Here is a 13,478-nt window from a genome sequence, read left to right as displayed (position 1 = left end):
TTATATTTCGTATATGATCACTTGATTTAGTTCAAGTGATTTTTTTATATCTATAATTCTCTGATTTGATGAACCCCTAAATTTTAAACTTAAATCTTTTAATTCATTTACAAATAGACCATCTACGAGCACATCGCAAAGTTTTAAGAGTTCAAATTTTTTATCGTTTTCTAATATTTGTTCAAATGTATATCCGGAATAAATCCAAATGGACTTGTTGGTATATTTTTTTATTTTTTTTACAACGGATGTAAGGTCGGGAACATTTTGAAACGGTTCGCCACCAAGTATAGTTAGCCCGTTGTTAACAGACTCAGTTAAGTGCTCTATAACTTCAGACGTTTGTTCGTCTGTCCAAAGCTCTCCGGCTTTAAAATCTTGATATTCTTGATTAAAGCATTCAGGGCAGTGGTGAGTGCAACCAGTTACAAAGAAACTTGTTCTTATTCCAGGGCCATTTGCAACATCATATCGTCTTATTTGTCCGTAGCGCATTAGATATGCAACACTCTATCATTGATTTCCTTAGTTCTTCCTTCATTCCAGAAGTTCTCTCCAAGGTAGCCGCAAGTACGTCTTACAACAGTTAGAGTAGATTTATCTTTATTATGACATTGTGGGCATTCCCATTCATGATCGGCATTTAGTTTGATTTCTCCATCATAGCCACATTCTGCACAGTAATCGCTCTTAGTGTTGAATTCTGCATATTGAATGTTGTCGTAGATGTATCTAACTATAGTTTCAAGTGCTTCTAAGTTATGTGACATGTTAGGAATTTCAACATAGGATATACATCCACCAGTTGATCTGTCTTGGAATTTAGATTCAAAGGCAAATTTTTCAAAAGCAGATATATCTTCTCTTACATCAACATGGAAAGAGTTTGTATAGTAGCCTTTGTCAGTTACATTTTCTATAACTCCAAATCTATCCCTGTCTATGCTTGCAAATCTATTTGTAAGTGACTCAGCAGGAGTTGCATATAGAGTAAACTTAATACCAGTTTCCTCAGTCCATCTCTTAACAGCATTGTTTAAGCTGTCCATAATTTTCATTGCAAAATCATATCCCTTAGGGTCTGTATGAGAAACGCCTTTAATTAAGTAAGTTGCTTCATATATTCCAATGTACCCCATAGAAACAGTAGAATATCCGTTTTCAAGAAGTGGAGCTATTGACTCATGTTTTCCAAGTCTTGCAATGGCACCGTGTTGCCAGTGAATAGGTGAAGAGTCTGAATTTACTTTCTTTAGGTGTTCATATCTCAAAAGTCCAACTCTCTTAACAAGTTCAAGTCTCTTTTCTAATATTTCAAAGAACTTTGATTCGTCTCCGCTGGCAAGGATTGCTATTTGAGGTAAGTTTAATGAGCAAGCACCCATGTTGAATCGTCCTTCAAATTGGTAAGCACCCTTTTTATTTTTCCAAGGTGGTAAGAATGCACGACATCCCATAGGACTAAATACATTTCCTTCGTAGTTGTTCTTCATTTTCTTAGCAGAAATGTAATCTGGATACATTCTCTTAGCAGTACATCTAATAGCTAATGAAGTTAAATAGTAGTATTTAGAATCCGGCTTAACATTGTTTTCGTCAAGCACATAGATTAATTTAGGGAATGCTGGTGTAACATAAACACCCGCATCGTTTTTAATACCTTGTATTCTTTGTTTTAAAATTTCTTCAATAATTTGAGCAATTTCATCAATGTAAGGGTCATTGTCCTCAAGTTGCATAAATAGAGTTACAAAAGGAGCTTGACCATTTGATGTCATTAGAGTATTTATTTGATATTGGATAGTTTGAATTCCACTTTCCAAGTCTTTTTGAGTCATTTTTGTTGCCATTTTTTCAGCAAGTTTTATATCTCCAAGCGTATCTATGGCAAGAGTTAAGTTTTTGTCATAAGAACGTCTTAAATATTTTCCAAGACAAGCTATGTTTATACTTTGTCCACCATATTGATTAGATGCTATTTGAGCTATGATTTGAGTCATAACATTACAAGCAACTTGGAAAGATTTAGGAGTTTCAATCATTTTTCCATTGACTACTGTTCCGTTGTCTAACATATCTTTAATATTTACTAAGCAACAATTAAAGATAGGTTGAATTATGTAGTCCATATCATGTATATGAATTGCTCCACATTCATGAGCATCAACCAAATCAGCCGGAATCATTTTACGTTTAGCAATGTCTTTTGAAACTTCGCCGGCAATTAAGTCACGTTGAGTTGAGGCTATGATGGCATTCTTATTTGAATTTTCATCCATTATGTCTACATTAGTTTGATTTAATAAACCCAATATTTCATTATCTGTTGTATTTTGTTCTCTCTTATAGGATTGCACAGCCTTATAATTTTCGTAAGCTCTTGCAGTGGCTGGGTTATTATATGCAATCAATTTATAATATACAAGCTCTTCTATTGTTGAAATAGACATTGGTTCTTTACTTAGCATAGCTTGCTCTTCAATTTCTAAAGCTATTTTTTCAGCTTGTCCTTCTATGCAAACTCCGCTCATTGAGTTCATTGCTTTCTCAATTGCAATTTCTATTTTTTCCCTATTGAAATCAGCTTTCTTGCCATTTCTCTTAATAACCTCTAACATTGCCACCCAATCCTTTCAATCTCATAGTTTTCATCTTTTATTTACTTCAATTAGTATACTATATATGGTGGTGATATTCAATTAGAAAGTGTGATAAATACAATATATAGAAAACTTCATCATAGGGGTATAAACGTCTATATAAAGGGATTTGTTAGATAAAATTTAAAATAACAGTTACATATAAAAAATGTATAAACATTTTATAAAAATAGATGATAGGCTATAATAGTATGAGTATGAAATTTAAATTGAGGTAGAGTTATGAAGATATATATTTTTTCAGATGTTGTATGCACATGGTCTTGGGGGCAAGAGAAAGTATTAAGAGCAATAGATTATTTATTTGGAAATAAAATTGAATTTGAAAATATAATGGGAGGAATGATTTCTGATTACCATGATATTTTGCCTATGAACATGAAAGATCAGGACTCAAATGAAACGGCAAATGGAATACTAAGACGAATTTGGACAGCTGGTTCAACAATTCACAAGATGCCTGTGTCTAAAGATATTCCGAATTTACTTTCAAGAGAAAATCCGAGTACAAATAAATTGGATAAGTTTTTTATTGCAGCAAGAGAAACTTCGTCTGATAAGGCAAATTTATTTTTAAGAAAATTAAGAGAAGCCACAATAGTTGATGGAATAGATACTATGCAAGTAAAAAACATTGAACCACTTTTAAATGAAGTTGGAATAGACTTTGAAGAGTTTTTAGAAAGTTTTGAAGAAAATTCTAATCAAAGTTTCTTAGAAGATAGGATGAGCACTTTTGACAGAAGGCTTGAAGCTTTTCCAAATTTTATGTATGTTAATGAAAAGGGAAGAGAATTTCTTATTAAAGGATATAAATCTAAAGAAGAATTGTTAAATTTTATATTTGAGCATTCAGATTTAAAACCAATTGAAATAGAGCAGAGTGAAGAAAATATTTTTGATTTTATAAAGAAATACAAGAGAGTGTTTTTGCCTGAGATATATGAGTTATTTACAGATGAGGAGCTTGTAAAGAATACTTTAAATAATTTGAAGGAGAATAATTTAGTTGAAATTAAGATTGTAGGAGATACTAAGGAGATAAAGTTTGGCTCTATATCAAATATTGGGGAGACTTGTTAACTCGAGTCTCTCTTTTTATGTAGAAATTAGAACATATATGCTAATCAAACTATCAATTCTAAAGCAACTAATAATTCTAAAAATGAACATAGGAAACAAAAAACACTAGGGTTTTGAATTTTTTATCCATTTCCCCATCATTACTTACAAGTAAAAATATTTTTTAAATCAGAAGTTAGAATATAAGCAGGCCTTCTTAATAGACTCCTGCTTCTCTTAAAATAGGTTCTAAGCTTAGAAGAAATATTAAAGTTTTTAGGAATAGAAAAGATAGAATAGACTCGTCAAACTCAGCAAGAGTAGTAAAAACAAGCATATTATTCACGGCACTAGGATTAAGCAATAAAATCAAAATCTCTTTCAAAAGGACGACCACAAGACTAACAATCATACTTTTTTTCTTAAATTAATAGTATATTTTTTACTAGGGATATGATTACCATTAATTTTTAGAAGTCTAGAATAATGGACTTAAATTCTATTTGAAAGTAGATCATAAAAAGCTAACAAATTAATATTATTATTTTTCACCTATATCCACATCCAAGACTTCTTTTTACTCATTATATATATGACTAAATTCCTAGAAGTTACTTTTAATTTTTTTACATAAAATTTTTTGAGAAAATGTAAAAATTTTATTGACAGTTAAAAAGAATCTATTATATTATGAATTGAAAAAAATAAATTAAAAGGAGAGCCTATGAGAATAAGCAAAAAAAATATTCGAACACTCGCTTTAGCAATGAGTATCGCCACAATTGCGACATCATTACCTAATAACATTGTCCAAGCAGCGTCAGAAACATTGGATAAAGCAAAGGTTCAAAGTCAAGAATTGGAAATGAGAATGTATTTCTCAAAAGCACCTGAGATTGGTGATACAAAACTTCATATAAATACAAAAAAATTAATGGACGATAATAAACTTGCTTTTGGAGATAGACTTCTAATGAAGCTTATTATCGGTAATGAACAACTAAAAAAAACCCTAGTTAATTCTGTAGACGAATTGTCAAATCAAATGCAACACCTATGGTAAGAGACCAAAAAGTTCTTCTTTAGGTGTTTTATATTTTATACATTTTCTAGGTCTATTATTCATTAAACTTAAGTTATAATTTAATTCATCAATATTCACTTCTGATAAATCCATACCCTTAGGATAAAACTCCCTCAAAAGTCCGTTACTATTTTCATTTGTACCTTTTTTGCCATGCACAATAGGGATCACAAAAATAAGTTTTGCATCCTAATTCTTTTTCTATTTTCTCAAATTCTGAAAATTCTTTACCTCTATCAAAGGTTATTGTTTTTACTAATTCTTTTGGATAATCTTTTAATGCATTTATTATTGCTGGTGTTACGCTTTCCGACTTTCTATTTTCAACTAGGATTGCTATATAATATCTAGATTTTCTTTCTGCTAAAGTTACGAAACAACATCTACTTTTCCTTTTATGATCTAATCTGCCTGATTCCACTGTATCTGCTTCCCAGTGGCCTAATTCTTGCCTTCTGTATATCTCTTTAGGTCTTTTCTTAATTGTTCTACCTTTATCATTGAATTTTCCTCTTTCTTCTGCTGGCCTTTTAAATTTAGCTTTTCTTCTCAAATTTTTCATACTAGTTTTTGGCAGCTTTTTGGCGTGTATCATTCTATATATCGTTGATGTAGATGGTAATTCATGAATCTCATTTGTGTTTCTATTTGATATTTGTTCAGGGGACCAATGTTCGTTAATCTTTACAGTTAAATAATCAATAACATCTTTAGAAAATTTACTTTTTCTATGGCAGTCTTTTCTTCTATCAATATATTTATCATTTGCCTTTATCGGAAAGTACTTAGTGTAACTTCCCCTACTAACTTTTATCTTAGATGAATTTCTTTTAATTTCTCTAGATATTGTACTAGGTGACCTTTTAAGTGCTTGTGCAATTTTCCTTATACTCATTCCTAAATTTAAAAATTGGTAAATACAAGATCTTTCTTCTATGGTAAGATGGTTATAGCTCATAGTTAATCACTCCTTTTAATATGTTTTGTTTGGTCACTTACATATTAACACAGCTGATTAGCTATGAGTTTATTTATGTTGCACTTGTTATGATAAATTATCTGTAAAAAATGACGACATTAAAGAAGATTACACTAGTGTTCAAATCATGGGACTAGTAGGAAGTTCTATAATGCTATTTAGAGAATTCACTGCTGGGGACAGAATTGAACTTTATATTGTAAAGGGAAATAAAGAGACTAGAGTAGGTAATATTACTGTTAAGGGAGAAAGAAGTTTAGAACCAATTGTGGAGCAAACAAAAGATAAGATTATGATGTCTTCGAAGATGACAGGGTCTATAGAAATGGTTGTACACACCAAAAGTGATGGTAAATGGAAAAAATTCATATTTGATAAAAAAAATACAGCTAATGCAATTTCCTACGACTTTACAATGAAAAAGTTGCAAACTGAGTATGGAGCAAATATCGGGGATGAATTTGTTGTTGTTCATCAAGAAAAGGGAAAAGGGAAATCCATTAGCAAGAAAATGCGTTTTAAGAATACTTATGAAGCACCTGATGTAAAATTTAAAGAGCGTAAAAATGCAAATGCCTCGGCAGGTTTTACTATTTCTCTTCCTGATAATAAGAATCTTGAGCCAACACCAATTCAAAATAAATTTCCACAACTTAAACTTGTAAAAGGAAATGAAAAAAAAACATATACTATTAATAAGTCATCATTAAATCAAGACCTTACATTAGTAGATGGCGGATTATTCTATTCTATTCCGAAAAGCACTCCTAATAATGCGGAATTTAAATTTTCTCAAGTAGGTGAAAACTTTAATTCTTCTAATCTTGTGACTGAAACTTATAAAGTAGACATGACAAAAGCAAGCCCACTTTATGAAGAACTGAAGACCTACCCCGATGAAAAGAAAGAAAAGTTTAAAGTACAAATTGAAACAATTAAAAACAACCTAGAAAAAGAAGACAGAACACAAGAAGAAGTGGATCGGGCAGTAAATGCTTTAGAAAATATTATCCTGCCGAACCTTAGGGATAAGCTTGTTTCTAAGCGTCAAGAAGCGAGAAAAATTATTGAAGCTCTAAAAAAACTTGATGAAAAGACTAAGCAAAATTATATAGGAAAAGTAATAGGCGCCTCCACTGAGGAAGAAATCAATGGCTTTGTCCAAGAGGCAAGGAAAAAAGATTCAGAAAAAGATGAGCTTGAAAAGTTTAGAAATCAAACTCTGGAAGAAATTAAAAATTTAAATAATCTATCTGATGAACAAAGAGCTAAGGCAGAAAAAGAAATAAAAACGGCAAAGGAATACTCTAAAATTGCCGAAATTTCCAAGAAATATAGAAATCTTGATGCAGAAAATGGTATTAAAAATAATTTGAGTAAATTGAAAGAAGAAACAAAAGATAAAATTAATAAACTCCATGCTCTCTCAGAAAATGATAGAAAGGCCTTTATTGAAGAAGTTGAAAAAGCTGAGTCAGGAAATTTTGTAAAAGCCATTTATCAAAAGGCTTTAGATAAAAGCATAGAAAATGAAAAAGCAAAAATACTTGAAGACCAGAGGAAGGATGCTCTCAATAAAATAAAAAATCTGACAAACTTACCGAAAGAAAAACTTGCTCAAGCCGAAGAGGAACTAAAAAAAGCAAGTAATAAAGTAGAAATTGATAAAATTGTAAGTAAATATGAAGAAGAGAGCAAGAAAATAAGTCAAGAAAAGATGCTTGAAGATGCAAAAAATGAGTACAGCAAAAAAGTTGATGACTTGATTTACTTAACAAATGAGGATAAGAGCAAATTCAAAAAAGATATTCAAGACGCTAAAATAATGGATGCTATAAAAAGTGCATATAAGAGGGGGGTAGAAATTAATTTATCTAAAGCCAAAGCTGCAGCCTTGGAAAAAGTAACAAACTTAAAAGAACTAAGTGAATCTGAACTAGAGTCTGCTATTGAGGAAATTAAAGCAGTAAGAGACATTTCCGAAATTACAGCAATTGTTGAAAGATACACAAAAATCAACGAAGAAAGAAGTAGGACAAAAGAAGATCTTGAAGCCGCAAAAAAAGCTGCAATCGTGGAAGTAGAAAAGCTTTCTAATTTATCACAAGATGAAGTGAAAGGCTATGTAGAACGTTTGAATGTAGCTGGAAGTGTTAATGAAATTAATGATATTAAAAAAGAAGCGATCCATAAAAATGAAGATAATCTAAGAGAAAAAAACAAGGCAGAAACTTTGAAGGCTGCAAGAGAAGAACTGAAGACTTTGGTGGAAGAAGCAAAAACAAAGAAATTGTCTCCAGATTCAAAATTAAAAGAAAAATTTGAGAACACTCTAAAAACTGCTGAAGCTGCACTTAATGGACAATCCTTAGATGAAATGAATGTTGCAATTGGGGATTTAAAACGTGTATTGGATGAAGTAAAACAAGAGGAAAAAACGACTCCACCTGAAACAGATCAAAAGAATCCTTCGCCTACACCTGACCCAAGTATTCCTGCACCACATGAACCAGAAATACCGAAACCACATGAACCAGAAGTTCCGAAACCACATGAGCCAGAAGTTGAGAAACCATGGTTTAAAGAAAGAGACGAATTTTCACGAAATATATACAGGTATTATTCTACTCCTCAAGATTCCACACCAGTGCGAACTGTAAATGCAGTAAAGGAAGACAAAAGATATCAATCACAAGAATATTCGGATATTGCTAATCATTGGGCAAAAGAAGCAATTAATTTTAGTTTAGAGAATGGGCTATTTGATGATATAGTAAAAGGTAATCGCTTTGAACCTAATCGACCTATGACACGAGCTGAGTTCATTGCTGTTCTGGGAAGATTTGAAAAAGTAAATAAACTTACTGCGGACAAAATATTCCAAGATATTGATATTAATGCTTATTATGCGAAATATGTAAATTGGGCAAAAGAAATTGGACTTGTTTACGGAATGGATGCAAAAAACTTTGCACCGAACAAAGAAATTTCGAGAGAAGAAATGGCAACTATTCTTTACCGTTACAAGCAAATGAAGAAAATTAACTTTGATGGTGAAGCAAAAGAATTTAAAGATCAAGACAAAATTCCTCAGTGGGCTAACGAAGCTGTTAGAGAACTTTCTAAATCACAAATAATTTTAGGAATGGATGATGGGAACTTCAATGGGAAAAAACCACTTTCAAGAGGGGAAATTGCGCAGATTATATTTAACATCAATAAAATTAAATAATAAGAGAATCTTTAAATCTGCACTTTATGAAAAGATAATGGTTTTCTATATTTGATTTGATTTAAAATTTGTGGAGCGCTGATTTAAAAACTTATCTGTGAACTACTATGTAACATAATGAAATAAGCTGATTCCATTATGTTGGACTTAGTACAAGATCTTTAGGACTAAATTCCTATAAGTGGCTTTTGTATTTTTCATATATAAATATCTGTTAGAGATTTACTCCCCAACAGATATTATAGATCCTAAAGTTTTTAAAAGAGGTGTAAGATGAAAGTTTTAGTTGTAGTAGATATGCAAAATGATTTTATAACCGGAAGTTTGGGAACGGAAGAAGCGGTTGGAATAGTAAAGAACGTAAAAGAAAAAATTGATACATTTGATGGAAAAGTGTACTACACAAGAGATACTCATAAGGAAAATTATCTTGAAACTGAAGAGGGAAGAAATCTGCCCGTTAAACATTGCATTGAGGGAACTAATGGGTGGAAAATTCACCCTGAGTTGGAAATAAAAGGTAAAATTTTTGACAAGGGAACTTTTGGCTCAATCAAGTTAGGAGAAGAGTTACAAAATTTAAATAGAGAAAATGAAATAGAAAGTGTAACATTGGTTGGGTTGTGTACTGATATTTGCGTAATTTCAAATGCGCTTTTAATAAAGGCGTATTTACCGAATACACCAATAGAAGTGGACAAGAGTTGTTGTGCTGGAGTGAGTGTAGAAAGTCACGAAAATGCACTTAGAGCAATGGAAATGAATCAAATAAAAATTATATAGTTAAACTAAAAGACCTCCTAGTCTAAGCTAAGAGGTCTTATTTTTTAGTTATTTATTTCTTATATATTGGTCAATTGCAGCAGCGGCATCTTTTCCAGCTCCCATTGCAAGGATAACTGTAGCTGAACCAGTTACAGCGTCTCCACCGGCAAAAATTTCCTGTCTTGAAGTTTGACCATCTTCGTTAGCTACAATTCCGCCCCATTTGCTAGTTTCTAAGTTATCTGTAGTAGAAGCTATTAGAGGGTTTGGATTTGTACCAAGAGCCATGATAACTGTTTGATATTCTGTTTCGTATTCAGAACCTTTTATTGTTACAGGTTTTCTTCTTCCTGATTCATCAGGTTCACCAAGTTCGTTTTTAACATTTACAAGTCCACGAACCCATCCGCTTTCAGTTCCTAAGATTTCAACTGGAGCAGTTAGCATTTTGAATGTAATTCCTTCTTCTTTTGCATGGTGAACTTCTTCAACTCTTGCAGGAAGTTCTTCTTCTGTTCTTCTGTATACTATATCAACTTCTGCACCAAGTCTTCTTGCAACTCTTGCAGCATCCATAGCAACATTACCGCCACCTATAACGGCAACTTTTTTACCAAGCACTACTGGAGTGTCATATTCACTTTCAAATGATCTCATAAGGTTGTTTCTTGTTAAGAATTCATTTGCAGAGTAAACTCCGTTTAAGTTTTCTCCAGGAATGTTCATAAATCTTGGAAGACCTGCTCCAGAACCTATGAATATAGCTTCAAAACCTTCATCATCAATTAGAGAATCTATAGTTACAGTTCTACCAACAACTATATCATTTTCAATTTTAACTCCGATTTTAATTAAGTTTTCAACTTCATGTTTAACTATTTCGTCTGGAAGTCTGAATTCTGGAATACCATAAACTAATACACCACCACTTTGGTGAAGAGCTTCAAATATAGTAACTTCATATCCCATCTTTGCAAGTTCTCCGGCACAGGATATACCAGCAGGACCACAACCGATTATTGCAACTTTGTGTCCGTTTGATCTTGGTTTTTCAGAAAGAGTTACATTACTTTTTCTTGCATAGTCTGCAGCAAATCTTTCAAGTTTACCGATCGCAACTGCATCTCCCTTATTAGTTAGAATACATCTTTGTTCACATTGAGTTTCTTGTGGACAAACTCTACCGCAAACTGCAGGAAGTGCTGTGTATAATGAAAGAACTTTAGCAGATTGTTCGAAGTTTTCGTTTGCTATTTCTTTTATAAATCCAGGGATATCTATAGATACAGGACATCCACCAACGCACAGAGGTTTTTTACAGTTTAAACATCTCTTAGCTTCTATAACAGCTTCTTCTTCTGTATATCCAAGACAAACTTCTTCGAAGTTATGGCTTCTCACCTCAGGGTCTTGATTTGAGATTGGAGTTCTTGTAAATCTATCAAATTTTTCGTTCTTAACAACTTCTTCAACTGCTTTATCATTTTCACCAGTAAGACTTTCTTCGATGTCATGAAGAATTTCTTTATGTTGTTTAGCAATTGCAATATCTATATTACAAGTATGGTCTTTTTTCTTTAAGTCTAGGTAGTTTTCAGTGTTATCTGCGAATTGTCTCTGTCTTGCAATAGCAGAGTCGAAATCAACTAAGTGACCGTCAAATTCAGGACCTTCAACACATGCGAATTTCATAACGCCATCAACAGCAACTCTACAAGCTCCGCACATACCTGTACCATCAACCATAATAGGGTTTAATGAAACGATAGTAGGAAGTTCGTATTTTTTAGTTGTCAGGCATACGAATTTCATCATTATCATTGGCCCGATAGAAACACATTGGTCATACTTTTTATTTTCATTTTCAATTAAGTCTACAATTTTATCTGTTACTAGACCTTTGAATCCGTAGCTACCATCATCAGTACATATGTATAGATTGTCACATACAGAACCAAGTTCTTTTTCAAGAATTACAAATTCTTCGTTTTTAGCACCGATGATTACATCAACTGGAACACCATGTTCATGTAGCCATTTCGCTTGAGGATAAACTGGAGCAGTACCGACACCACCGGCAACCATAAGATATTTTTTAGATTTAAGTTCTTCTAAATCTTCTTTTAAAAATTCTGAAGGAACACCCAATGGTCCAACGAAATCTTTTAGGACAGCACCTTCTTCAAGGGCACAAAGTTTTTGAGTAGATGGTCCAGAAGCTTGAACTACAATTTGAACAGTTCCACGTTCCATATCGTAATCAGATATTGTTAGTGGAATTCTTTCTGAGTATTGGTCTGTGATGACTATTATAAACTGTCCGGGTTGAGCTGATGCGGCAACTCTTGGAGCATATACATCCATTAAGTAAATGTTCGGAGCTAAAAGCTCTTTTCGCATTATTTTATACAGACGAATTGTCAAATCAAATGCAACACCTATGGTAAGAGACCAAAAAGTTCTTCTTTAGGTGTTTTATATTTTATACATTTTCTAGGTCTATTATTCATTAAACTTAAGTTATAATTTAATTCATCAATATTCACTTCTGATAAATCCATACCCTTAGGATAAAACTCCCTCAAAAGTCCGTTACTATTTTCATTTGTACCTTTTTGTCCATGCACAATAGGGATCACAAAAATAAAGTTTTGTCATCCTAATTCTTTTTCTATTTTCTCAAATTCTGAAAATTCTTTACCTCTATCAAAGGTTATTTGTTTTTACTTAATTCTTTTTGGATAATCTTTTTAATGCATTTATTATTGCTGGTGTTACGCTTTCCGACTTTCTATTTTCAACTAGGATTGCTATATAATATCTAGATTTTCTTTCTGCTAAAGTTACGAAACAACATCTACTTTTCCTTTTATGATCTAATCTGCCTGATTCCACTGTATCTGCTTCCCAGTGGCCTAATTCTTGCCTTCTGTATATCTCTTTAGGTCTTTTCTTAATTGTTCTACCTTTATCATTGAATTTTCCTCTTTTTTCTTGCTGGCCTTTTAAATTTAGCTTTTCTTCTCAAATTTTTCATACTAGTTTTTGGCAGCTTTTTGGCGTGTATCATTCTATATATCGTTGATGTAGATGGTAATTCATGAATCTCATTTGTGTTTCTATTTGATATTTTGTTCAGGGGGACCAATGTTCGTTAATCTTTACAGTTAAATAATCAATAACATCTTTAGAAAATTTACTTTTTCTATGGCAGTCTTTTCTTCTATCAATATATTTATCATTTGCCTTTATCGGAAAGTACTTAGTGTAACTTCCCCTACTAACTTTTATCTTAGATGAATTTCTTTTAATTTCTCTAGATATTGTACTAGGTGACCTTTTAAGTGCTTGTGCAATTTTCCTTATACTCATTCCTAAATTTAAAAATTGGTAAATACAAGATCTTTCTTCTATGGTAAGATGGTTATAGCTCATAGTTAATCACTCCTTTTAATATGTTTTGTTTGGTCACTTACATATTAACACAGCTGATTAGCTATGAGTTTATTTATGTTGCACTTGTTATGATAAATTATCTACATAAAAACACCTCTTTTATAAATTAGACTACTATATTATACTGAATAGCAATTTAAATAACAATCCATATAGTGAAAAACCATAAAAATCGATCTTGGTGTTTGTAAAATAAAGTATTCCAGAGATTATTAGTGCGAACAAATTAATTATTAAATT

At 32.0% G+C, this 13,478-nt stretch carries 7 protein-coding genes and 2 pseudogenes; 4 read left to right on the top strand and 5 right to left on the bottom strand.

What is annotated here, in order from left to right:
* Together nrdG and nrdD are read right to left on the bottom strand one after the other, a co-directional pair.
* Positions 1-495 carry an anaerobic ribonucleoside-triphosphate reductase activating protein gene (nrdG, locus tag B8869_RS03715; RefSeq protein WP_084230376.1) on the bottom strand — a complete coding sequence of 165 codons (495 nt, stop codon included), beginning with the start codon at positions 493-495 and terminating at the stop codon, positions 1-3.
* A complete protein-coding gene (gene nrdD, locus B8869_RS03710) occupies positions 495-2,618 on the bottom strand; it encodes an anaerobic ribonucleoside-triphosphate reductase (RefSeq protein ID WP_084230375.1) in 2,124 nt (707 codons plus the stop codon). The genes nrdG and nrdD overlap by 1 nt, the downstream gene beginning before the upstream one ends.
* A 264-nt stretch (positions 2,619-2,882) precedes the next feature.
* Between nrdD and B8869_RS03705 the strand changes: the two genes are divergently transcribed.
* Together B8869_RS03705 and B8869_RS03695 are read left to right on the top strand one after the other, a co-directional pair.
* Positions 2,883-3,743, top strand: coding sequence for a DsbA family protein (locus B8869_RS03705; RefSeq protein ID WP_084230374.1), 861 nt, complete (start codon positions 2,883-2,885; stop codon positions 3,741-3,743).
* A 703-nt stretch (positions 3,744-4,446) separates the two neighbouring features.
* A complete protein-coding gene (locus B8869_RS03695; RefSeq protein ID WP_084230372.1) occupies positions 4,447-4,785 on the top strand; it encodes a hypothetical protein in 339 nt (112 codons plus the stop codon).
* Here the strand turns inward: B8869_RS03695 and B8869_RS03690 are convergent.
* Positions 4,777-5,764 (bottom strand): annotated as a pseudogene (locus B8869_RS03690) (IS30 family transposase). The gene B8869_RS03695 and the pseudogene B8869_RS03690 overlap by 9 nt on opposite strands.
* A 172-nt stretch (positions 5,765-5,936) precedes the next feature.
* Here B8869_RS03690 and B8869_RS03685 point away from each other — a divergent pair.
* A complete protein-coding gene (locus tag B8869_RS03685) occupies positions 5,937-9,017 on the top strand; it encodes an S-layer homology domain-containing protein (protein WP_159445233.1) in 3,081 nt (1,026 codons plus the stop codon).
* A 273-nt stretch (positions 9,018-9,290) separates the two neighbouring features.
* Positions 9,291-9,800 (top strand): cysteine hydrolase family protein, encoded by a 510-nt coding sequence (locus B8869_RS03680; protein WP_084230370.1) that lies wholly within the window; start codon positions 9,291-9,293, stop codon positions 9,798-9,800.
* Positions 9,801-9,848: 48 nt separating this feature from the next.
* On the opposite strand, the gene B8869_RS03675 is transcribed toward B8869_RS03680, so the two are convergent.
* Both B8869_RS03675 and B8869_RS12620 read right to left on the bottom strand, forming a co-directional pair.
* The gene (locus B8869_RS03675; protein WP_084231052.1) at positions 9,849-12,194 is read right to left on the bottom strand and encodes a bifunctional dihydroorotate dehydrogenase B NAD binding subunit/NADPH-dependent glutamate synthase; all 2,346 of its coding nucleotides are present in this window, start codon (positions 12,192-12,194) and stop codon (positions 9,849-9,851) included.
* A 26-nt stretch (positions 12,195-12,220) separates the two neighbouring features.
* Positions 12,221-13,217, bottom strand: a pseudogene (locus B8869_RS12620) (IS30 family transposase).
* Positions 13,218-13,478 lie beyond the last annotated feature (261 nt).

Source organism: Peptoniphilus asaccharolyticus DSM 20463 (genome assembly GCF_900176115.1).
In the GTDB taxonomy this organism is placed as follows: domain Bacteria; phylum Bacillota; class Clostridia; order Tissierellales; family Peptoniphilaceae; genus Peptoniphilus; species Peptoniphilus asaccharolyticus.
This window is presented reverse-complemented; position numbering and strand designations above follow the sequence as displayed.